Raw genomic sequence first — 22685 nt, forward strand, 5'->3', positions numbered from 1 at the left:
TTCATGCCATTCGCTGCATGTGCAACCTTGCTCGGCGGGAGCGGCGGATATTCTATTGTCGCCTTGAAGGCGGCACCCATGCGGTGACGATCAACCAGACGCTGAAGGGGATGCGCTACCTTTATGGCCCGATGAACGCCGACGCGGAGCTGGTGCTGGACCGTGCCCTGGACGAGGTGCGTATCCTGCCGGAGAACGGCGCAGGCCCAAGCCGCTTTGGCGAGATCAGCTTTAACAGCGGCGCCTATACCTACACCGCATATTACAGCTTCGAGTTGTTCGATGATCGTGGCGATCTGCTGCCATCAGACCCTGACAACCCATATCCCAATGGCAGTTTCAAGAGGGGTCTGACGGTCATCCGGGATATCGAAGCGGCCAACCCGGTTTTCAGAAAAGACTGCCTGCTGGATCACTCCTATGACGCGCTGGCGACGCTGCAGGCGCACCGATGGCCTGCTGGAGCAGGTATCATGGCGTCGAGTTGGAGGACGCATTTGTCGTCGTGGAGGGTCGAGAGAACTGAAACGAGGTCGCTCCCGCAATCTCGGCCCAGAGCTGCCGTTCGACTTCATTGCAACGAAGGTCCACTTGGAGCCCACTTCGACAGATGCTGCAGAATAACTGAATGGCCGCTTCTCGGTCTTTGCTGTGCACTATTTTTGCGGTTGCCTTGTTCAGGCTTTTTCGGTGTGTCTTCCGTTGCGCGGAACCCAACCAGAATGCGGCTGTTCATGCCGCCGCCTTCAGATCGGAACGTGCATCACCGTTTTTGGATAAGTTCTGTCAGAAGGACACAATCAAAACGGTCATTTCTCATAAAGACTCTGACCCAGAGGTCATTGGAGTTCTAAGCTGCGGAATAGCTCGTAAAGACCTCGCTGCTACCATCCCGGCGGATCAAGAACACATCATAAGCTTCACGCTGATCTTCTGGGCCCATTCCAGGCGACCCATAAGGCATGCCAGGAACAGCGAGACCGACAGCATCTGGCCGTTCAGCCAACAGGCGGCGGATGTCGGCAACCGGCACGTGACCTTCGATCATGTAACCCTCAATCTCGCCCGTGTGGCACGATATCATTCTTTGCGGGATGCCATTGTCCAGCTTGTGACGCATCATGAGGGTCCCAAAGCTCCGCTCCTCGGTGACGCGAAAGCCCTCCTGCCTAAGAATGGCGACCCAGGCGCGACAGCAGCCGCAATTAGGGTCTTTGAGAACGTGGATTGTTGGTGCAGCTTGCGCAAATGCCGCAAGCGGCGCGGCGCTGGCAATGCCAGCGACGGCGGTCAAAATTTGGCGGCGCGTTATGTGCATCGCATTTCTCCTTTTGAATAGCATGCCTTGGGCGGGACTTGGGTTGCGCAGTTGGGCGAACGTGCTGTCGAAGCCCTTTGCGGATGGTATGCGGACATCGTTTATCTCCCCGTGATATTTCCCTCGCGTTGGTCTTGTTCCTGATGTCCCGGCTTGTCTTTCGTCGCGCGAAAGCCGTCCCAGAACAGCAGTGCCGCCCCACAGAAAATCGCCACGTCAGCGAGGTTGAAGGACGGCCAGTGGTATGTTCCGAAGTGAAAATCCAGAAAGTCAGGGACCGCCTGATAACGCAGCCGGTCGATGACATTGCCGAGCGCACCGCCGATGACCAGACCGAGAGCAGCAGCCGTCAGCCTGTTCGGCGCGCGCCATAACCAGATCAGCAGCCATGCCATGATCGCGGTAGCAAGCACGACGAGACCCCACCAGGGCACGATCCCACCGAGCATGCCGAAGCTGACCCCATCGTTCAGGACACGAACGAGATTGAGAAAGGGCAGAACCTCGACCCCATGCTCAAGCGCCGGGGTGTTCAGGGCAAGCGCCTTGGTGCCCTGATCGAGACCGAAAGCTGCAATCGTGCAGACCGCCCCCAGAATGCGGCTGTTCATGCCGCCACTTTCAGATCGGAACGCGCATCGCGGATGATCGCCCAGGAAGAATGCAAGAACAATCCTGCGATGCCGAAGGCGACGATTCGGTCGGGCCATGCGCTACCCAGCCAAAACACCAGACCGGCGGCGATAACGACTGCCGCATTGCCGATGGCGTCGTTGCGCGAAAACAGCCAGACGGCACGCATGTTCGCGTCGCCTTTGCGGAATTTCAGCAGGGGCAACACGGAGATGACATTGATGACAAGAGCAATAAGGCCCAGTATCCCCATCAGAGTGGCGTCTGGCGGTGTCGGCTCGAATGCCCGTATGATGGTTGTGCCAAGGACGCCAAGACCGAGCAAGCCGAGAAAGATGCCCTGAATCAGGGCTGATCGCGCTCGCCAGGCGAGGCTCCAGCCGATGGCCAGAAGTCCGAGGAAGGTAATTGCGCCATCGCCGATGAAATCGAGCGCATCGGCCTTCACAGCCTGCGATCCGGAGATGAACCCGCCGACCATCTCGATGACACCATAACCAACGTTTAGGATTACGACGATCCAGAGCGCGCGTCGGTAGGCCGGGTCCTGATGGGCCGCACCTTGCTGAATATCCTCGTCGCTCTCGATACGGTCAAACCCATACCCAGTTGTCTCAACGGCTTTTTCGATCTCCGGCAACCGCGCTTCAGGGGCCTTCAAGGTCATGATATGGGTCGCCGCCGACACTTTCACCGCGTCGGGCGCGACCCCGGCAGACTGCGCCGCTCGTTCAATCTGTGCGGCGTCCTTGGCGCAATCCATGCCGGAGACGCGGTAACGGAAGGATGGAATATCTGCTATCGCGTTTTCTGCGTTGGCCATGGTCGCAGTTCTCCTGCTAAAGTGGATCAAAGGATAATATATCAGTGAGTAATGATATGACGCAGATCGTTACCGACCGCAAGACCGCTACCATTGAACAACGCGCAAAGCTTTTCCGCGGCTTCGCCGACCCAAGCCGCTTGGCTATTCTCGGTGCCTTGTGCGGGGGGCCGCTGGTTGTTCACGAACTCGTCGAACGCACGGAATTATCGCAACCAAACGTTTCCAACCATCTCCGATGTCTTTTGGATTGTGGGCTTGTCGCCAGCGACCGCGATGGACGCTTCATTCGCTACCGTATCAGCAGCCCGCGCATTACAGCCCTTTTGAATGATGTGGACGCACTTCTGGAATTGGTCGCAGAGGGTGTTGAGGCGTGCGGCAACTATCGCGAGTGACAAACGGTCGTTTTGGCAGCAAAGAAAGCTGGTCATAAACCTGCCAAGGCCGAAGCGGTTACACTTGCAGGTTCTGCCGACGCTAGGTCATGCATCCCGGAGGACGTAAGATTGGGGGGCATCCACCATTCGTTGAACGGTCCGCCGAACCGGACGTTGGCGCATCCGCAGCGAAATCACCATTTGTTCGCATTGCTGACCTCCATCCTTTGCGCAGCGACCGCCCGCTCTCCGCCCGACCTGACCATGAGCCCCGCGTCTTTGCTGCCCCCGGCATGAATGTCGTGAAAGGGCTGGGTGCCGTCATCGAGCAATCTGATGTGATGCTCTTAGGCAATCACCCATGCGCCGCGCTGCCGCGTGACGGCTCCGAGCCCTTTGTAATCGCATGGCTTTCGGCACCTTCACGGCAGTCTGCGCCATTCATATAGCGCGTCGGGAGTTCTTTCCTCGTTAGACGACCCATCGGTTACCTTAACCTTCTGAAACCCATTACGTTCGTAAAAGCTGATGGCACGGCGATTCCGTTGGAAAACCCAAAGCTGCAAGAACACGTGGCGCTCTTTCGCCTTATCCAAGAGCGTTTTGCCAAGCGATCTGCCGACTTGTGCTGGAAGAAGGTAAAGATGATCAACCCAGCCTTCTTTGAAAGCGCAAAAGCCGACAAGAGATTGACTTTCTTCGGCGACCCAAACTTCGCATTCCGGAAACACGCTGTTCCGATAAAATATCTTGTCGTCCTCGAAAGAATGTAGTTGGGGCAAGTAAGGCAGGAAATGCCGGCGGGATTTTCGCGCTATGGCAGCCACGGTGTCGGACTCATCAGATAACGCCCGCCGAAAAATTGTTTTGAGCATTGTCATTGCTGCTTGCCTTTTCTCTAACAGCACGTTGAAAGACTTCTCTTCACCCGGCAGTATTAACGATAAAAATGCCCGAATCATCGAGCATTTGATGATGCAGCAACGTCCGCACTGTCCGCTTTGACAAGCGAACTGCTTCTGCTCTCGCTGCTTACTCACCAGCAAAAAGTCGGACGAGGGTGGTGCATCATCGCTGGCCCGTCTTCCAGCCTTCTTCGGTCAGTAGGGCCTGCAGCCCAGCAAGCTGGAAGCGCCAGAAATGGCGGATCGCCTCGCGGATGTCCTCCGGCTGCTCATACTGCCGCAGGATGGCGGAGATCGTGTCGAGCGTGCCCGAGAAGATCTGACGTAGCACCAACGCCAGCGCCGAATCATTTCGCTGAGCAAAACGCTGCAGAGCGCGGGCCATCATTTCCTCAATCATCCCTTCGCGCATGGCCTCGTAGCGGGTGCCATAGGCATTGCTCATCAGGATCGCCACCGCATGGCGATGACCGGTCCAGAACATCAGTAGGGCATTTGCCGCCTCCGAACCATCGGCGGTCTGCAAGGTCCAGGCCTGATCCTGCTCGAAGCCCGCCAGGCGGGCACGCAGCAGGTCAATGTGGCGAGCGGCTAGGTCCGGCGGGACGGTCTGAAGGAACAGGGCTTCCTTGTCATGCGCGTATTTGTAGAGATTGCTGGCCGTCGTGCCTGCCTGCCGGGCGATATCGGTGAGGCGAGCGGCTTTGAAACCACGGGTGGCGAACTCCGCCCCCGCCGCCTGAAGAATTCGTGCCCGCAATTCTTCCTTCAGGACCTGCGCCATGCCAGCCTCCGCGACAGTGCCTGCAGGCGCGGCAACCACGGCGCAGCCCGTTCAAGTTGGAAGGCAAGGCGGAAAAGCAGCGCGTCACTGCCCACCGGGGCGGTGAAGTGGCTGTCGACCGGCAGGCCGGACGCGCCGACATGGAGAGGTACCGACATCGCCGGACAGCCGGCCAGCGAGGCGGGGGCGGTATAAGCCGCGCTGCGCTCGAAATGGGCGCGTAACACCGCGTTGGCGGTGCCGGGTGTGAACTCACCAAGCGGAAAGGCGGTGAAGGGGATGGTCGGCGACAGCAGCAAATCCACCCCCTCCAGACAACCTGTCAGTACCGCACCGGATACTGTGATCTCCTGCATCGCCGCGCCAATGCGCGACGGGGGCAGTCCGCGCCCGTGATCGGCAAGCCAGCGGGTATAGGGTTCCGGCAAGTCGTCAGCGTCTTCGCACCCTGACGCGAGCATGTCGATCATCCCGGCCGCGGTCACCGCCATCAGATCGAACATCGCCTGGCCCGCAACCGCGCGGTCCAGGCGCGGCCCCTCGACGGGAACGAGGTGGTGACAAAGCGACCGGCACAACGCGACGGTCCGTTCCAACCCTTCCAGCACCTCCGGTTCGGGCGACTCGCCGAAACAATCCCGCGCAAACCAGCCGATCCGCAGCCCGGCGGGTGGATCGCTCTCCAGCGCGGCGGTTTCGGGCAGCGGATCAGACAACCCCTCCGCCTCGGTCGCACGCAGCCAGTTGGCACTGTCACGAACCGTGCGGCTGAGGCAGTGATCGCTGAGGATACCTGCCAACGGTGCCTCGGGCGGGATACCGGTAGATCTCGTCCGCCCGCGCCCCGGCTTGAAGCCGAAGACCCCGCAAAGCGCCGCCGGTCCCCGGATCGAGCCCCCGCCATCCGAGGCATGAGCCACCGGCACCATGCCCGAGGCCACTGCCGCCGCTGCCCCGCCGGACGAACCGCCTGTCGAGCGAGTTACATCCCAGGGATTGCGTGTGGCGCCCGTGGCCAGTGGTTCGGTCGTGCCCAGAAGTCCGAATTCCGAGGTTGTGGTCTTGCCCAGCATAACCAATCCGGCGGCATCGAGTGCCTCGGTATAAGCCGAGCCTTGCGGCGCGACATGTCCCGCCATCAACCGTGAGCCCAGCCCGATGGGCAAGCCGGGATAGGCCAGCAGATCCTTCAGCAGGGTCGGAACGCCATGAAAGACCCCATCCGGCGCCAACTGCTCGATGCGTTGTCGGGCGATATCGGCATCCAACGAGGCCAGGGCATTCAGCGCCGGGTTGAGCGCCTCGCACCGCCCAATTGCGGCCTGCAACAATTCCATCGGCGTGACCGCACCGGACCTGACCATCTCGGCCTGCGCCGTCGCGTCCAGATCAACCAACGGTAGCTCGGTGATGTCGGTTTGCTCGACGTTCATAGCTGCCTCCATAAGAGAATTATTGATTCTCTTTTAGTGCAAACGGTACCTGTTGTCGATCCGCCCGGCGGGCTGATAGCAGCCATTTGGGTTTTGCTCTGATAGATTGAGGCATATTCCGTGACCTGGCCGGTGGAGAAAACATCAGCCTCTGATCTCCAGTGTCCGGCGTATGACTGCTTCCAACACATGTCAGAGTTTGACCAACATTCTTCGGCTGGTGCGGATCGCAGGGTGGATGACAGAGGCAGGGCGACCTCGATCGCCCTGCGGAGCGGGATGTCATTCGGCAGCAACCATTGCCGGATCGTGATCAGCGTCGCCACCGGCGCCACCCTCACTGGCAAGAAATGCCGGAAGGGCAACATCGTTCTCATCCTGCGCATTGCCATCTGTCGCCGCATCGTCGGGTTCCTCCCTCCGCAGCGGTTCCGGCAGCCAGCCGGTCTCGGCGAGCAGGCGTTCCGCCTCCTTCGCCATCTCGCCCTTTTTCAGATGCTCGATCAGATCGACGGCGGCATCACCCGCGCCCTCGCGCACGGCCTCGAGGATGCGGGATTTGGTGACCCGGCCGAGATAGTTCTCGACCGTTGGCCGCCAGCCCGCCTCGACCAGGTCGAGTTCGGTCAGGCGCGTCAGCCGGTCCGCCTCGCGCACGCGGCGCTCCAGCCCGTGCTGGCTGACGCCCATGCCGCTATAGGGGTTCGGCCGCTCGTAGAGCGCGGTGATACCGAAGCTGACGCAATGGGCAAGCAATGCCTGGCGGCTGGCCTCGTCGAGCCCATCAAGCCAGGTCCAGAGCCGGTCACCTTCGTCTTCGAGCGGGATATCGGTTTTCCAGGCCTCATGGCGATCATCGATGCTTTTCGCCGGGGAGCTGTCGCCGAGATCGGGGGGTTGGACGGCCAGATGCACCTCGCGCACCCGCGCTTCCAGGGCGCAGCCGGACACATGCATGCCGAAGCAATCCTGAACCAACTTGTGCAGAAGCGCGGTCATGGCGATATGCGGATTGCTGGCCACGGCATCCCGCAGGGCGAGCGTGCGATAGGCGGTCAGTTCGGTGATCAGCCGCTCGGGCAGCGGTTTGATGGTCTCCGCGTCGTCATTATCTTCCCCGGATCGCGCAGGCTCGCCACCCATGGCGATGGTGCCGCCGGAATCCGCACCATCGGCATCTTCACCATCGGGATGTGCCGCTATCTCATCCTCGGGACGGACGTAACCGCGCTGGACCAGAAGCCCGCCCTCGATATCGATGCTGACGAAGACACCGGCGCAGCCCATCTGTTCCGGTTCAAAGACCATCGGGCGGTTGTCGAACTCCTCCAGTGCCTGCTCGATCTCGCCAAGGCGGTGATCGATCTCATCGGGCAATTCGTCGGTCTTGGCATATTCGGCCTCGAGATCGTCATATTCGTCGCGCAGCGCCTCATGGGTGCTGCGTTCCTCGTCTGTCAGATCGACGGTGGTGCCGAGCAGTTGGCGCAGCCCGCGATCATGCCCATAGGGAAAACCGGCCGCAGTCTCGATCCATTTCCAACCCTCGGCGGCGATGGCTTCAGCCTCGGATGTCAGTTTCTCGCCTACCAGCCGGTCGAGCAGAACGGGATCCTGCAACCAGCCACCATCATCCTGCTGGAACAGGTCACGCAGCACGTAACCGCCCGCCGCCTCATAGGCGTCGATGCCGACGAACAGCACCCGTTTATCGCTGGCCCGCACCGCCGTCTCGGTCAGCAGGCGGCGGATGTGGTAGGGTTCCGTCTGCCAGCCATCCCTGATCGCGTCCCAGACCTCTTCCTGCCGGGCATGATCCTCTGAGACGGTGAAGGCCATCAGCTGTTCCAGCGTCATGCCGTCTTCGGCATAGATCTCGAGCAGCACCGGCGAGACCGCGACCAGGCGCAGGCGTTGTTTCACCACCTTGACGTCAACGAAGAAGGCGGCAGCGATCTCTTCCTCGCTCATGCCCTTCTCGCGCAAGACCTGGAAGGCGCGGAACTGGTCGAGCGGATGCAGCGGCGCGCGCTCGATATTCTCGGCCAGCGACAGCTCGTCGATCAGCACATCGGCATCGGCCTCCGAGACCACGCAGGGCACCGGCGCAGTTTTGTTCAACCGTTTCTGCCGGACCAGCAATTCCAGCGCCCGGTAGCGGCGACCGCCTGCGGGCACTTCGAACATGCCGGTCTCCTTGCCGCTTTCATCGAGTTCCGGCCGGACATGGAGGGACTGGATCAACCCGCGCCGAACAATGGATTCGGCCAGTTCCTCGACCGAGATCCCGGCCTTGACCCGCCGGACATTGGACTGGCTGAGCACCAGCTTGTTGAAAGGGATGTCGCGCGCGGGTGACAGGGTGATTTTTTGGGTGGTATTGGTCATCTGCTTCGTCTCCATGGCGGGTGCCGGAAGCCTCTCTCCCGACTGGAAAACCGCCACGAAGCAAGGCACCGCCCTCTGCCTCTGAGAGAGCGGCGCTGGATCGCAAAACCGGACAGTCGGGATCAGGCACCCCGGTCGCCAGTCCCGGGAGGCTTTTGGCCGAGCATTGCATTACCGCCCGTTCGCCTGTAAAGAATCCGTTCCGCGTCACGGATGCTGCCCGCCCGCCGTGCCGCATCGGCCCAGGCCGAGATCGGGACATCCCCGGTGAAGAGCAGATCCCGCTCGATCCTCATGCCGAAAGGCAGCCGGATCGCGGCAAGCTCGGCAATGCTCCACGAGCCCAACTCCGGATAACCGATATCCGCCAATCCGAACATGGTATCGCCATCCGTGGCCAGTTCTGTCGCCAGCCAGACGCCTTCGCCCAACGGGTTGAAGAATTTGACCACCGGGATGTGATCGACATCCGGCTGGCAACCATTGGCCAGAAGCTGTGCACGCTGGGGTTCGGTCAGGAGGATCATGCCGCGACCCTCCCGTCGCCGGAAGCACCGCTTGCCTTCTCATCATCTCCCCTCGGCAAATGTCCGAGCAGCCAATCGGCCGCCTTGCTGGCCTGGCTGGCGGCGCGCACGATGGCGCGGGAATCCGCGTGCATGACCTCGAGCCAGGCTCCGATGTAATCGGTATGGCGCACGGTCGGCACGATCCCGAGCGTTGCACAGCAGAAAGCCGCGTTCAATTCCGCCACCAGTTCCTCGAAGGCGTATGTCTTCGAGCCGAAGGAGCCGGTGAGATCGCGATTGAGGCGGCTGTGATGGCCACTGGCGTGACCGATCTCGTGCAAGGCCGTCCGGTGCCAGTTGATCGGCTCGAAATAGGCCTGTGGCGGCGGCACCTGCACATAATCATGCGCCGGCACGTAATAGGCGCGATCGCCGCCGATGCGGAAATCGATGCCGGTCGCCTTGATCAGTGCTTCGACCCGGGGTTCGATCATGCCGGGCGGCGGTGGGGGCGCCGCGACCGCGATATCCTCGGGCAGATCGTCGCATTGCGCCGCATTGAACACGGTGAAGCGCTTCAGGAACGGGATGCTGCCGGGTTGCTCGCCGGCCTCGCGGGCACGGCCTCTTTGCTCTTCCGGCGTGAACCGATCTGCATAGATGACGGTCGTGCCGCACTCGCCCTTGCGCACATTGCCGCCGAGCGCCTGCGCCTGGCGATAGGTCAGCCAGTGCTGGGTGGGATAGCCATGCTGGACCACGGCACCCCAGAGGATCAGCACATTGATCCCTGAATACTGTCGGGAGGTCGCGGCGTTCTTTGGCATGGCAAGCGGCGCCTTCGCCGCCGATGTGCCCCAGGGCTGGACCCAGGGCAGCCGTCCCTGTTCCAGCTCGGCGATGATCCTGTTGGTGATGTCGTCATAGAGATTTCTGCGAGGGCCGTCCTCGCGGGCGGCGCGGTATTGCTTCGGCATCGGGATGATCTCCGCGACGGGCGCCGGGAGCCTCTCTCTCCGGCAACCAACCCGTCACAGAAAACCCCGTCCACGCTCAAACTCTCAGGGCGTGTTGCGGATTTTCCGTGCCGGGATCCGTTGGATCGCGATGATGCGGCAAATGGGATAGTATGGCGTGAGACAAAAGGACGGTCGGGAACAGGAGAATATCGCGCCATGGAGATCGACGGGGACAGGATCGATGAAGCGGTACTCGCGCTGCTCTACCTGACGCTGGATCGGGACGGGCGCGCCTGGAAGGGGTTTGACTGGGACGCGATGAACCGGCTGCACGAGAAAGGCTTCATCGGCGATCCCGTCAACAAGGCCAAATCCGTCTGGCTGACACAAGAGGGTATCGCGCAATCCGAAAAGCTTTTCCACCAGATGTTCTGCCGACCGGAATAGGCCATTCCCTCGGGCAACTCGGCCGAAGCACCGTGTCACGTCGTTATCCGGAAACGAACCTGGGAGAGATCCGTCGCGATGCCGGTGACAGGATCACTGGTGGTGAATATCGCCTTTGCCCATCAGGCCGGGATCCGGTTCCGGCTCATCCCATCGTCTTGCGGCGCTCAGCCATCGGGTAATCACATGCTGGAAATCCGGATCGTCGAGCCGCAGGTGAAACGTGTAGAGACGGTTGACTACCTGCCGCATGAGATCGCGCATCTCGTCATCATCGAGCAGGGAGACTTGCGTCCATGGGATGCGGTTGCCCGCGCCATCCAGGACAACAACATCCGAATAATCGCCGGTCCGGCTCACCGGAACCGGGCCGGCATGCAGATCCTCGAGTTTGGTATTGCGCACGCAGATCATCGCCATGGCCTTGGCCAGGTTCGCGACAATTTGGTCTTCGTCGGATTCTGTCATGGAAGGAGCCTATCCCGCAGCACCTGCAGGGACCAAATGGTTTTGTGGCCCGGCGCATTGCATCGGCACCGCCCTCAGGGCAGAAACTGGACCCGCAAGGAGATGAGACATGGCCCGCAGACCCGCCCTGAGCATTGACAACCTGATCGAACTCGGCCCGGAGAAACTGGCGCGGCTGGTCCTGGACGAGGCCGAGCGGGATGCCGGGTTCAAGCGGCAGGTCTCCGCGGCCCTGGCCGCGAAATCCGGTCCCGAGGCGATCGCGAAGCTGATCGATCGACGCTTGGCGGGGCTGGACAGGGCACGCAGCTTCATTGAATGGGAGCGGACCCGTGCCTTTCGCGACGATCTGCAAAGCCTGGTCGACACGATCGGCTCGGAATTGGCCCAGGCTTCCGCGCAACTGGCGATGGATCGCCTGCTGCGGTTCGTGGCGACGCATGAGCGGGTCTTCGATCGGGTGGATGATTCCTCGGGATATGTGCAGGATGTCTATTACCAGGCCATCACCGAGATGGGCGCGCTTGCTGAGCAACTCGGTCCTGCAGAGGCGGCGCAACTCCCCGATCGGATCATGGCCGCGCTCGGTGAAACCAGCCATGGCTATCTCAGGGATCTGGCCGAGGCAGTCATTCCGCATCTCCCCGAAGACGTGCTGGCGCAATGGGATCGCGACCTGGTCGGGGCGATCGAGCAGCGCGAGGAGAAGGAGGCCAGCCGGTCCTCATCGGGCTGGCATTATTCCATGACCTCGCAATGGCGCGACATCCGCAAAATGATTGCCCGGCAGTGCGGTGATCTCGATCTGCTGATCGCGCTGGAGAGCCGGAAGCCCGTGCATATGCAGGACAATCTCGGGTTGGCAGAGGCGCTGCTGGATGCCGGGCGTGCCACTGAGGCATTGGACTGGGTGCGCAAACCTGGCCGGCGGGCATGGGTCGCATCCTCCGGTGATGATGACGCGGACCTCTCACCCGATCGGGTCAGTCTCGAGGCGCGTATTCTGGAGGTCCTTGGAGAGAAGGATGCTGCCCAGGCACTACGCTGGACATGCTTCAGCCAGACGCTGTCGGCCGATATCCTACGGGAGCATCTGAAGGCCCTGCCGGATTTTGCGGATATCGAGGAACTGGACAGGGCCTTCGCGGTGGCGCTTGAGCATCCCTGCAAGCAGGCGGCCTTGCGGTTCCTGCTGGGCTGGCCGCGGCTCGATCTGGCAGCGCGATTGATCACGGATCATCATGACCAGTGGGATGGCCGCGATTACCATATCCTGCCACAGGCGGCCGCGGCACTCGAGCATGAATACCCGCTGGCGGCGACAATCCTCTATCGCGCCCTGCTGGACAGCATCCTGGCGCGAGCCAAATCCAAGGCCTATCCGCATGGCGTGAAATATCTCCGCCAGCTCGATATGCTTGCAAAGGTCGCGGATATCGCGTCTGATCGGCTCGATACCATGCCGGATCATGCCGATTACGCTGCAGCGCTGCGCAAGAGCCATGCCAGAAAGAGCGGCTTCTGGCGGCAGGTGGACCCGGATGCGATGACGGACGACGCTGAACCCGGAATGTCGCTTCGCGGCCGCCGGCCGAATTGGGTGGTGGAGTAGGTACTGAGGCGCGGTTGGTGTCGTGCAGGTCGGGCGTATTTTGTTGAAAAACTTTTCCTTGATTGAGGTCTGAACTGCTGATTCAATTCCTGTAATTTAGGGGAGTGTTGGTAATGTTGGGACCCAAGCAGCAAGCGCAAGCTGCGTTGTTTTACGAGTTCTCGCTGGAAGATCACGTTCCACAAGACCACTTTCTGCGCTCGATTGATCGGTTTGTCGATCTGAGTAGCATCCGCGCCCACCTGGCGGATTTCTATAGCCACACGGGCCGTCCGTCGGTTGATCCTGAGCTGCTGATCCGGATGCTGTTGGTCGGATATTGCTTCGGCATCCGGTCGGAACGGCGGCTCTGCGAAGAGGTCCATCTGAACCTCGCGTATCGCTGGTTTTGTCGCCTTGATCTGAGCGATCGTGTCCCGGATCATTCGACGTTTTCCAAGAACCGGCATGGTCGGTTTAGGGAGAGCGAACTGCTCCGTTATCTGTTCGAGACGACTGTGGCCCGGTGCATTGCAGAAGGCTTGGTCAGTGGCCAGCGCATGGCAATCGATGCCAGCCTGATTGAGGCGGACGCTAACAAACAGAACTCGACGCCGAAGGAAGATTGGGACGCGGCGAGTATCGACCCAGCGGATGCGCCCCGCGCCGTGCGCGAGTATCTCGACACCCTGGACGAGGCCGCCTTCGGCGCGGCCAGCGAGGTTCAGCCCAAGTTCACGTCGCATTCCGACCCGGCCAGCCAGTGGACCGCAGCTCGTAAAGGTCCGGCGTTCTTCAGCTATTCCGACAATTATCTCATCGACACGGATCACGGTGTCATCTTGGATGTGGAACCCACCCGCTCCATCCGGCAAGCCGAGGTTGGATCGATAAAAACGATGCTGACGCGGGTGAAAGACAAGTTCGGTCTGGTCCCTGACTGGATGATCGCCGACACTGCGTATGGCTCAGGCCCAATGCTCGGCTGGCTCGTGGATCGCAAGATCGATCCTTACATCCCGGTAATCGACAAGGCCGGACGCCCCGATGGCACCTGGACACGCACAGATTTCGACTGGGATGCGCAGAACGATCAATACATCTGCCCCGAGGGTCATGCGCTCAAGCAGTTCCGCCGGAATTATTCCGATCCGAACCGGGGCCCGACGGGCAGGGGCACCGCGAAGTATCGTGCGCTGAAGCTGACCTGTCAGGTATGCCCGTCGAAACAGAAATGCTGCCCGAACGCCGAGGCCAGATCGATCACCCGCGAGGAACACGAAGATGCCCGCCAAGTTGCCAGGGATTTGGCCAAAACTGATGAATACGCGATTGCGATGAAGCTCAGGAAGAAGATCGAGATGCTCTTCGCCCACCTCAAACGTATTCTCGGCCTCGGTCGGCTTCGATTACGTGGCCCATCCGGTGCAAATGATGAATTCCTACTCGCCGCAACCGCCCAAAACCTCCGAAAACTGGCCAAGATATTTCCCGCACCGCAGCAAACGCGAAAAGCCTGACAAGAAAGGTGCTCGCGCTGAATTCCGAACAGCTATTTCTGCGCTCGCAAACGTTAGTTTTTCAACAAAATCGGCGGAAAGCGGGCTTTCGCTGCATGCGCGAACACTTCCTTGCCGGGACATAGAAGCGGACATTTAGCCAAGCTCACGCCGCCGGACCCGGCGTGGAGCTAGATAGCGGGCGGAATGCGGGCTTTCGCCTGACCTGCCACTGAACTTTCATCCAGCCGCGACCGGAGCCCGGTTAGTGTTTATGCCGATTGGCGCAGGTTGAGCAATCGCCCGACGCGCGGAGCTTTCATCTCGCGCAGCGGGGCGGGCGATTGCGGTGGTCAGGGCCCGTGCGTAGTCAGCCGGGGTCTGGTAGCCCAGGGCCGGCCGCGAGAGCCGGCCCGCCCGGTTCAGATTTCCACCGCCTCTGCAATCGCGAGCGCATCTTCCAACTCCACGCCCAGGTAACGCACCGTGCTGTCCATCTTCGTGTGCCCGAGGAGGAGTTGCACTGCCCGCAGATTGCCGGTCTTTCGGTATATTTGCGCGACTTTCGTGCGCCGCATGGAATGGGTGCCATACGCGCTCGGCTCAAGGCCGATGGATGTTACCCAGTCTCGGACGAGGCGAGCATACTGGCGTGTCGAGATGTGCCGCCGCTCATGGAACCGTCCGGGCCAGAGATGTTCTGATCCGACCATCAGCGGCGCTTCAAGCCATGCTCCGATTGCTTTCCGGGTCCCTTCGGTGATCTCGAAGCTGACCGGCCGCCGTGTCTTGCTTTGAACGATCGAGGCGCGGTGCTTTACCTGGCCCGCCGCATAGACGTCGGCGACCTTGAGGCGCACCAAGTCGCAGCCACGCAATTTGCTGTCGATGGCGAGGTTGAAGAGCGCCAGCTCGCGAGTCCGCCCCGCGATCTCGAGGCGGACCCGGATCGCCCAGACATGCTTCGGCTGCAGCGGACGTTTCTGGCCGACGATGCGCCCCTTGTTCCAAGCGGGACGGCAGGCGCGGATTGCTGGTAGGTTGGCAGTAGGCATAACGGTTCATCCGCTCCACCGGTCCCGCCACGTCTTCGGCACTGCGCCGACGCCCCACCATACCATCAATCCGCGGCGAAGGTCCGCTTTGAGCCCATTGCGGTCACTCATCCAATCGGTGGTCAGCTCGGCAAGGTGATGATGATCGGCGCGTGATGGGTTGCCACAACCGTGTGCTCGTATTGCACCGCAAAGGCTTTGGGGTGACTGTATAGTGTCCAGTCATCATCGCCATCGGTTGCCATCAAGCCGCCGTTCGAGAGAAACGGCTCGACCGTCAGTACCATGCCATGATGCATCCGGCGCTTATCACCACGTGTCGGCCAAGTGGCTATTTCTTCAGGATATTCATGCAGCGACCGGCCCACCCCATGACTGGCAAGGTTCTGGATCAGGGTGTAGCCGCGCGAAGATGCGAAACGCCCGATGGCCCGCCCGATTCCTGCGAGCGGTTTGTCGTGTCCCACCTGTGCAATGCCGATCTGCATGGCCTGCCTGCCGTCCCGGCACAGCCGGTCGAAAGACGCACGCACCGGAGGAACCCGAAGGGTTGCGCCGGTGTCAGCAAAAAATCCTGCCTTAGACGCAGACACATCGATGTTGACCAGATCGCCCCGCGCAATCACTCGCCCGCCGGGGATGCCATGGGCAATCTCTTCGTTCACGCTGATGCAGGTCGTGCCGGGAAAGTTGTAGGTCGTCTTCGGTGCGGACATGGCGCCTTCGCGCTCAAGCACCTCACGCCCGATCTCATCCAAATCGCGAGTTGTCATCCCCGGTTCAAGCGCGTTCGACATAACCTTAAGAGTATTCGCTACAATCCGGCCAATAGCCTTCATGCCATCAAGTTCATCTTCTTTGGTAATGGTCATGGAGAGTGCTCTTTTGGAGAAGGTACTTTGACATAATAGCTTCGAGTGGCCGAAATGTCCGCGCTGTCGACCTCGGGTCGTTGGAAATGCTGCGGCGGGGATGAATGGCCGCTTCGGTGACGCTGCGGTGCCGCACCGGCGGTCGCTTCGAACGGCCGGACTAGGCCGGGCTTCCCAATTGATTGGAGAACGACTATCGAGCTATTTCAGTGTAGAAACTGCGGCCGAAATGACCTGCTGTCGATCAAGGTTATCAGTTGCTTCCCACCATTCCCCCAATGCATCGATGAGAGGAACAAGCCTTTCTCCGGCAGGGGTTAGATCGTACTCGACACGAAGTGGATAACCGGAAAATTCGGTTCGTTGGACGATACCCGCATCCTCCAGCTTGCGCAGTTCCAGTGTCAACATCTTGTGAGAGATTGTCGGATTGTCCCGGCGAAGATCGCTGAAACGCTTCGTGCCATCCTGCAGGTAATAAATCAGCAGCGTCGGCCAGCGACCGCTGAGAACCTGCATGACCTCTTCAATGGGACAACGGGAGACAAGGTTTTTCATTCTTCGCTCATGGTTACAAAAAGGTGCGTAATTTACTTCGGGCGGGGCCCCGCTAAATTCCTCCCACGCTGCGCAGCGTGATCATCAGAAATCACGGAGAATGATAGCATGGAACCTACTCTATTGTACGGATTTCCCTCGGGGAGCTCCATGGGGCTTGTCGCTGCGTTCGAATGGCTGGGACGACCCTACAGGCTTTGTCGCGTCGATATGCTCGGCGAGATGCGTGAACCAGCCTATGAAAGGCTCAATCCGCGCGTCGAAACGCCCGTTTTGATCACCGATAAGAGCGAGGTGCTGACCGAGACCATGGCGATTGCAGCCTGGCTTGAAGCACGGGACACGGAACGGCGGATCAGCTTCGATCCGCTGTCACGGGAGGCTGATCGCATGCATCAGGTCATGGCGTTCATCAATACCGGGTTTACTGGCATGTTCGCCCCCCTATGGGCTGCCATGGAGATGGAGCCACCCAATCCGGCGATGCAGTCGGCCTTGAGAGCGTGGGGTCGCGAGGGCGTGATCGAGCGGCATGACAGATTCGAGGAGATGATCGGCGATACAAAGTTCCTGATTGCCGACTATCCCACCCTTGCCGATGGTATACTGATTGGCGTTGCGCGATGGCTGGATTTCCACGAAGTGGCCGACAAGGAACGCTGGCCAAAGCTCGCCGCATTGCGGAAGCGCATCGAAGCAAGTCCGGCAGTCATCTACGCAACGGCGCTGGAGAGCGGCGAGATGCGACCGGGCAGCGGAGCATGTTCTGCTCATATCGAATTTTCGAAACTGATCGAGCGGTTCGGTTCATAGCAGGATCAGGTGCGGGTGCTATAGTTGAGAGTTCCACCCGCGCCGAATTACCCGTTGAACTTCTGGTGCAGGCCAAGTTCGTGTGTCGGAATAGCTTCGACTGACATGAACGACCGTTTCGGGGAAACTGTGTCGCGGCACATATAGTACTCCGAATGGCAGCAATGGGCCGACGTTGAGCGCTATGTCAACGAGATGGTTCGCATCGACCGTCAGGAGCACGGCGAGACAAGGGCTGACAAGGTCGCCCATCTCGCCCGCCGCTATGGTCGTATCCGGCAGGAGATCGCGCGGCTGAAGGCAATGGAACAGGCCCTGGCCGAGGCGCCCGACGGGCAGATCTCCCTGACCGATCCCGATGCCCGGGCCATGGCGACCAGTGCCCGACACAGTGGCATGGTCGGCTACAACGTCCAGACCGCGGTCGATACCGAGACGCATCTGATCGTGGTGCATGACGTGACCAATCAGGGCTTCGACCGCGACCAACTGAGCCCGATGGCGACAGCCGCCAAGGAGGCTCTTCGGCGCGACGACCTGCATGCCATCGCTGACAAGGGATATTTCAGTGGCTCCCAGATCCTGGCCTGCGATCAGGCGGGGATCACCACAACCGTGCCGCGCCCCGAGACATCGGGCAACCGCGGCAAGGGCATGTATGTGAAGGCTGACTTTGCCTATGTTCCGGCCCGCGATGTCTATGTCTGCCCGGCAGGCGAAGAGCTGACCTACCGCTACACGCGCGAGGAGGACGGGCTGCGGATCGGCCGCTACTGGACCAACGAATGTCAGCGTTGTCCGCTTCGTCACCGCTGCACCACCGGCAAGGAACGCCGGATCACCCGGTGGGAGCATGAGCACCTGGTCGATGCGATGCGCGGAAGACTGGGTGGGGAGGCGGATCCGATGACCCTGCGCCGCTGCACGGTCGAACACCCGTTCGGCACCCTCAAGGCCTGGATGGGGCACACCCATTTCCTGACCCGGAGGCTGAAGAACGTCCGCACCGAAATGGCGCTGAATGTCCTCGCCTACAACATCAAGCGGGTGGTCGCGTTGATCGGCATTCGGGGCCTGATGCGGGCCATCGCCGCCTGATCGGGGGGCTGCCGTGACTCAAGCGTAGGCGTCATGCTCTGTCCGGAAAGGATCAGCAAGCCCTCACGCGCGCAAAGGGCGTCGGGGGCGGCTGAAAGCGAGCAACCGGGCAAAACGGCAGCAGACAGCCCCTGCCGGCCCGTTTCCACACAGCCTCGGCCGTTTCTGGCCGACGATGCGCCCCTTGTTCCAAGCGGGACGGCAGGCGCGGATTGCTGGTAGGTTGGCAGTAGGCATGACGGTTCCTCCGCTCCACCGGTCCCGCCACGTCTTCGGCACTGCGCCGACGCCCCACCATACCATCAATCCGCGGCGAAGGTCCGCTTTGAGCCCTTTGCGGACGGTCGGACCTGCCGCCAATGCTGCGGATGCATTTGGCGGCTGCCAGCCCAAACGCGACATTCATGCTGGGGGCGACAAGACACAGAGGTCATGGCCGGGAGGGGCGGTGAACCGACATTCGCCACCGTTGCAAAATGGAGAGTTGGGGGCAAAAAAGGCGCAGAAAGCCGTTCCTCAACCAAACAAAAAAAACATCACTTGTGGGAACTGCTTTCTTAAACCTATTGTGCATGCAAACCAGGTGTTCCAAACTGGCCCAACAGTGCTTCAACGACTAAGTCAGTTGAGCGGCCTATCCACTCTTCTGAAACGCTTGCGGTAAAGGAACAGTCTATGACAAGTGTAGACGAAGCATATGAGAAAATCTTGGTGATCCGCGACGAAGTAAAGGGCAACATAGATAACATTCTCACTGAAGAAGACGCAAAAATTCAAATAATCACCCGTGTAATCACAGAGTGCTTGGGGTGGAGTTTTGCTGACATCGAGGCAGAGCGCGCGCATGAGAATGGTTATTCAGATTATTTGGTGACGGTTTCGGGATTGAATGCACTAATAGTCGAAGCCAAAAGAATTGGGCGTATCGATATTCGTGTTGCTGACAAGGCAGTACAGAAGAACCTGAAGCTAAATGGCCCGGCGTTGTCTGAGACATCTGAGGGTGTTTCGCAGGCGGCCTCCTACGCACAGCCAAACGGAGTACCAGTTGCGGTGCTGACTGATGGCAATGCATGGATTGTCTTTAGGCCAACCATTTCAGGCGAAAACTACTTAAACAAACAGGCTTTCGTCTTTCCGAGTTTAGATGCTGTTCTCGCTAAATTTGCAACCTTCTACGACCTATTGGCCCGTGTATCATTTGCGAAGAAAACATATAATTTAATGTTCGATGAGCTACATAATGCCAGAGTATTGCTCGCTAACCCGTTGATCGCTGCTATGGGTCAAGCTGAGATATCGCGACAGCAAAAGTCCAGGCTGGCATTTGATTTGGAACCAGTCTTCGACAGTTTTTTTAGTCGTATGACTGGAGAAGATGACGAAAATTTAATCATTGACTGCTTTGTCGAAACCGCAGAGAGCCGGATCGCTGATCATTCACTTGAAAAAATGACTGCGCGAGTTCTTGGCAACCTTGCGGCCAGCTCGACAAGTGTTGAGGAGGAATTATCTAAGTATCTCAGTAATGCTGTCGAACTTGATGCAGGCGAGAGCGTTTTTATTGTCGGACCAACTGGCTCAGGAAAGTCGACATTTGTAGAACGGTTTTTTAAGAGAACTTTGGCAGAAGAGACACGCTCGAAGTGCATACCTGTTAGACTCAATTTTTTGGAAGCGTCAGGGAGTATTGAACCGACTCTTAGTTGGACCACGGAATCGCTAATTCAGTATTTTGAGACCGCTCTTTACGAAAATGGTCATCCGAGTTGGGATGAACTTCGTGGCTTATACTTCACTGACTACAAACGCCAAAGCGAAGGTGTGCATGCAAAGCTCTATTCAAGAGATAAAGCCACGTTCCAAGAAAAATTCAGCGATTTCATGGCTGAGAGGGTTGAGAAAGATCGAGAGGGATATCTAAAAAGATTGCTCTCAGACATCGTTCACAATCGCAAGAAATTGCCAGTGATTGTTGTAGACAATACAGATGAATTTCCCCCTGAAACCAAAGAGGCTGTTTTCCAGTACATACAGTCGTTGAGAGTGCACAGCAAACACTGCATCTTAATTTTTCCTATTACAGATAAGTCCGCCTGGTCCTTCAATAAATCGGACATCTACTCTATCTATCAATCAAAGTCTTTTTTTCTACCGACCCCACCTCCCCGGGAGGTTTTCAGGAGGCGAATTGAGTACTTGAAGGATAAAGTATCAACAGCGGATCATGGCGAGACAGGCAGGCGCTATCTAACCGATCGCAATATCAGTGTTTCCATTAAGGACCTAGATGGCTTCGCTGATGTACTTGAAGATGCATTTGTCGGCGACGTTTACGCAGCAAAGATACTTGGCGAGCTTTCTAACTATAACATACGCCGAACTTTGCGACTTGCCCGACGTGTCATTACGTCTCCAGTTTTTCAAATTGAAGATCTGATCGTAGCATTCGCATCAGGTACTGCGACATTCAATCGGCATGCAAAATTCATGAATGCACTGCTTAAAGGTGACTACAATTTTTTTAACCAGAATGATGATGATGCTAGTGAGATCATGCCAATTTTTTCGGTGGACCGGAAATTTAAGCAGTCCCCCTTGCTTCAACTCCGGATATTGACCTTGCTTGAATCAACCTTCAACGGAGCTCGAAATGTTGAGGAGCGTCACATTTCGGTAGGTAGCATATCGGATTATTTTCAAGGAATTGGCTGCACCGAGGCATCGATCGACGTAGCTGTGGGCCGACTAATAAACTCGAACCTAGTTGAACCATTCGATCCTTCAAACAGAGAATTGGTAAACTCACAAAGACTTGCCATAAATTATTCCGGCAGGATACATCTCCGACTGGCTATGAATAATCAAGTGTTCTTTGAACAAATGGCGTTAACTACGGAAATAGCAGATTCCGACGTTGCAAGGATGATTACTGCTGCCCACCATTCAAAACAGCCTATATTTGAGAAGTTCGCAAGCATCAGAACGCTGTTCGCTGAATACCTACTCGATCTGGATGAACGTGAAATATCCATGCCTCCAGAAGGCGTGGCCTATGAACTGCAGCGACAGCTGACGGAATCAATCCGTGGTTTTCTTACAGCGACAACAGTCACCACTAACAGTGGTGGTAAGCAGATAGAATATCCCAATAATTTAGCTGGCGAAGTCACTGCTACACACACCGGAGTGCTCGGCACCGTTGACTTTTTCGACAGCCAGAGAGGTTTCGGATTTGTTGACGTCCCTGAAATTGGGGAACGTTGTTTTCTTAGGCTGGATGTCGTTTCATCGAGTGGGATCGATACGCTCAGAGACGGCGATGACATTCTTTGCGATGTTGGACCTTCCGCCAAAGGCCCGCAAATCACTTCGATCCACGACGTCCAAATTAAACCAGAGGAGGTTAACTTTGTTGATTGTACAGTCGTACGCTTAGTACCTGATCGATATTATGGATTCGTATCTATATTTGGTCGCAAAGAAGATGCTCTCTTCCACTTTTCACTCCTGAGCGAAGAGCAAATCGGCCAACTTGAGGTTGGCAGCAGATTTAAAGCCGAGGTTCGAACGAACTCGAAGAATGGCCGGCAACAGGTTCGGAAAATTGAACAATTCCCGGCGTCTGAGAGACGGACGGGGCAATCATAAACAGCAGAGGCTGCGACCATTCCTTTCGAGCATAACGCATACTGAAATTCACAACCACTCGGATACCGCATCGGCGTTGTTGCAAAAGTCATCTCTGGCGGGATTCATCTTGCGAAGATGGTAGGTTAAGAAGCTCGGCATGAGCAAGCCTGAACCTGCCCGCTACCGCACGACAAACTGGAAATTCTACAACGAAGCCCTGAAGCGGCGCGGATCGCTGCTGATCTGTAAGCGCGACGCCGATCCCCTCCTGCCATTTTTGAGTTGACCCGGGCACTTTGCGCGGATGCGGGTGACGGAGGTTTTGGATTTGGAGAGAGACGGCAAAATGGGCGTCCATTTGGACGGCTCGATGGGCGTTGGAGTTTCGCGGCTTGAGGTGATCGAGGGTCCGAGTGGTCGGCGGCGGCGCACGAAGGCAGAACGGGCGCGGATCGCGGCGGAGAGCATGATGCCCGGAGTGACGGTTGCGGATATTGCGCGCCGGTATGGCACGACACG

The 22685-nt window shown here is 58.6% G+C and carries 21 protein-coding genes and 2 pseudogenes; 9 read left to right on the forward strand and 14 right to left on the reverse strand.

Annotated features, from left to right (window positions below; translation table 11 throughout):
* The first annotated feature begins 83 nt into the window (after positions 1 to 83).
* The gene (locus Q0601_RS05225) at positions 84 to 854 is read left to right on the forward strand and encodes a hypothetical protein (RefSeq protein WP_305287838.1); all 771 of its coding nucleotides are present in this window, start codon (positions 84 to 86) and stop codon (positions 852 to 854) included.
* Here Q0601_RS05225 and Q0601_RS05230 read toward each other — a convergent pair.
* The 3 genes from Q0601_RS05230 to Q0601_RS05240 all read right to left on the reverse strand — a co-directional run bounded on the left by Q0601_RS05230 (position 851) and on the right by Q0601_RS05240 (position 2774).
* A complete protein-coding gene (locus Q0601_RS05230; RefSeq protein WP_050525653.1) occupies positions 851 to 1318 on the reverse strand; it encodes a DUF411 domain-containing protein in 468 nt (155 codons plus the stop codon). The genes Q0601_RS05225 and Q0601_RS05230 overlap by 4 nt on opposite strands.
* Before the next feature lie 101 nt (positions 1319 to 1419).
* Positions 1420 to 1929 carry a signal peptidase II gene (gene lspA / locus Q0601_RS05235; RefSeq protein WP_050525652.1) on the reverse strand — a complete coding sequence of 170 codons (510 nt, stop codon included), beginning with the start codon at positions 1927 to 1929 and terminating at the stop codon, positions 1420 to 1422.
* Positions 1926 to 2774, reverse strand: a complete 849-nt coding sequence (locus Q0601_RS05240) for a cation transporter (protein WP_050525651.1) — start codon at positions 2772 to 2774, stop codon at positions 1926 to 1928. Before Q0601_RS05240 ends, lspA begins: the two co-directional genes overlap by 4 nt.
* A gap of 56 nt (positions 2775 to 2830) precedes the next feature.
* Between Q0601_RS05240 and Q0601_RS05245 the strand changes: the two genes are divergently transcribed.
* Positions 2831 to 3172: an ArsR/SmtB family transcription factor gene (locus tag Q0601_RS05245; protein WP_050525650.1), complete on the forward strand. Its 342-nt coding sequence runs from the start codon at positions 2831 to 2833 to the stop codon at positions 3170 to 3172.
* Positions 3173 to 3576: 404 nt separating this feature from the next.
* Here the strand turns inward: Q0601_RS05245 and Q0601_RS05250 are convergent, their stop codons facing one another.
* The 6 genes from Q0601_RS05250 to Q0601_RS05275 form a co-directional block, all read right to left on the reverse strand.
* Positions 3577 to 4116, reverse strand: a complete 540-nt coding sequence (locus Q0601_RS05250) for a GNAT family N-acetyltransferase (RefSeq protein WP_305287847.1) — start codon at positions 4114 to 4116, stop codon at positions 3577 to 3579.
* Positions 4117 to 4222: 106 nt separating this feature from the next.
* Complete coding sequence (locus Q0601_RS05255; protein ID WP_305287851.1) at positions 4223 to 4843, reverse strand: TetR/AcrR family transcriptional regulator; 621 nt, start codon at positions 4841 to 4843, stop codon at positions 4223 to 4225.
* Positions 4828 to 6276 (reverse strand): amidase, encoded by a 1449-nt coding sequence (locus tag Q0601_RS05260; RefSeq protein ID WP_305287853.1) that lies wholly within the window; start codon positions 6274 to 6276, stop codon positions 4828 to 4830. The genes Q0601_RS05255 and Q0601_RS05260 overlap by 16 nt, the downstream gene beginning before the upstream one ends.
* A gap of 282 nt (positions 6277 to 6558) precedes the next feature.
* Positions 6559 to 8664, reverse strand: coding sequence for a ParB/RepB/Spo0J family partition protein (locus Q0601_RS05265; RefSeq protein ID WP_305287855.1), 2106 nt, complete (start codon positions 8662 to 8664; stop codon positions 6559 to 6561).
* 122 nt (positions 8665 to 8786) lie between these two features.
* On the reverse strand, positions 8787 to 9191 hold the full coding sequence (locus tag Q0601_RS05270) for a DUF2958 domain-containing protein (protein WP_305287857.1): 405 nt from the start codon (positions 9189 to 9191) through the stop codon (positions 8787 to 8789).
* The gene (locus Q0601_RS05275; RefSeq protein WP_305287859.1) at positions 9188 to 10150 is read right to left on the reverse strand and encodes an ArdC family protein; all 963 of its coding nucleotides are present in this window, start codon (positions 10148 to 10150) and stop codon (positions 9188 to 9190) included. The genes Q0601_RS05270 and Q0601_RS05275 overlap by 4 nt, the downstream gene beginning before the upstream one ends.
* A gap of 198 nt (positions 10151 to 10348) precedes the next feature.
* Between Q0601_RS05275 and Q0601_RS05280 the strand changes: the two genes are divergently transcribed.
* Positions 10349 to 10579 carry a DUF6429 family protein gene (locus Q0601_RS05280; protein ID WP_305287860.1) on the forward strand — a complete coding sequence of 77 codons (231 nt, stop codon included), beginning with the start codon at positions 10349 to 10351 and terminating at the stop codon, positions 10577 to 10579.
* A gap of 93 nt (positions 10580 to 10672) precedes the next feature.
* Here the strand turns inward: Q0601_RS05280 and Q0601_RS05285 are convergent, their stop codons facing one another.
* On the reverse strand, positions 10673 to 11047 hold the full coding sequence (locus Q0601_RS05285; protein ID WP_305287862.1) for a hypothetical protein: 375 nt from the start codon (positions 11045 to 11047) through the stop codon (positions 10673 to 10675).
* 109 nt (positions 11048 to 11156) lie between these two features.
* Here Q0601_RS05285 and Q0601_RS05290 point away from each other — a divergent pair, with 109 nt between their 5' ends.
* Together Q0601_RS05290 and Q0601_RS05295 are read left to right on the forward strand one after the other, a co-directional pair.
* Positions 11157 to 12659, forward strand: coding sequence for a DUF6880 family protein (locus tag Q0601_RS05290; protein ID WP_305287864.1), 1503 nt, complete (start codon positions 11157 to 11159; stop codon positions 12657 to 12659).
* Positions 12660 to 12772: 113 nt separating this feature from the next.
* A complete protein-coding gene (locus tag Q0601_RS05295) occupies positions 12773 to 14158 on the forward strand; it encodes an IS1182 family transposase (protein ID WP_119746649.1) in 1386 nt (461 codons plus the stop codon).
* A 219-nt stretch (positions 14159 to 14377) separates the two neighbouring features.
* Here the strand turns inward: Q0601_RS05295 and Q0601_RS05300 are convergent.
* The 4 genes and pseudogenes from Q0601_RS05300 to Q0601_RS05315 form a co-directional block, all read right to left on the reverse strand.
* Positions 14378 to 14533 (reverse strand): annotated as a pseudogene (locus Q0601_RS05300) (IS3 family transposase); the annotation flags it as partial.
* A 26-nt stretch (positions 14534 to 14559) separates the two neighbouring features.
* Positions 14560 to 15192 (reverse strand): tyrosine-type recombinase/integrase, encoded by a 633-nt coding sequence (locus Q0601_RS05305; RefSeq protein ID WP_305287868.1) that lies wholly within the window; start codon positions 15190 to 15192, stop codon positions 14560 to 14562.
* Positions 15193 to 15314: 122 nt separating this feature from the next.
* Positions 15315 to 16064, reverse strand: a complete 750-nt coding sequence (gene map / locus Q0601_RS05310) for a type I methionyl aminopeptidase (protein WP_305287870.1) — start codon at positions 16062 to 16064, stop codon at positions 15315 to 15317.
* A gap of 201 nt (positions 16065 to 16265) precedes the next feature.
* Entirely contained in the window at positions 16266 to 16622 is a 357-nt protein-coding gene (locus Q0601_RS05315; protein WP_305287872.1) for a winged helix-turn-helix transcriptional regulator, read from the reverse strand.
* 108 nt (positions 16623 to 16730) lie between these two features.
* On the opposite strand from Q0601_RS05315, the gene Q0601_RS05320 reads away from it, so the two are divergent.
* From Q0601_RS05320 to Q0601_RS05335, 4 genes and pseudogenes are all read left to right on the forward strand, one after another.
* The gene (locus Q0601_RS05320) at positions 16731 to 17435 is read left to right on the forward strand and encodes a glutathione S-transferase family protein (RefSeq protein WP_305287874.1); all 705 of its coding nucleotides are present in this window, start codon (positions 16731 to 16733) and stop codon (positions 17433 to 17435) included.
* A 168-nt stretch (positions 17436 to 17603) separates the two neighbouring features.
* Positions 17604 to 18533 (forward strand): annotated as a pseudogene (locus Q0601_RS05325) (transposase); the annotation flags it as partial.
* Positions 18534 to 19208: 675 nt separating this feature from the next.
* Entirely contained in the window at positions 19209 to 22184 is a 2976-nt protein-coding gene (locus Q0601_RS05330) for an AAA family ATPase (RefSeq protein ID WP_305287876.1), read from the forward strand.
* 139 nt (positions 22185 to 22323) lie between these two features.
* Positions 22324 to 22452, forward strand: a complete 129-nt coding sequence (locus Q0601_RS05335) for a hypothetical protein (protein WP_305287896.1) — start codon at positions 22324 to 22326, stop codon at positions 22450 to 22452.
* Positions 22453 to 22685: the final 233 nt, after the last annotated feature.

Source organism: Paracoccus wurundjeri (assembly GCF_030678915.1).
In the GTDB taxonomy this organism is placed as follows: domain Bacteria; phylum Pseudomonadota; class Alphaproteobacteria; order Rhodobacterales; family Rhodobacteraceae; genus Paracoccus; species Paracoccus onubensis_A.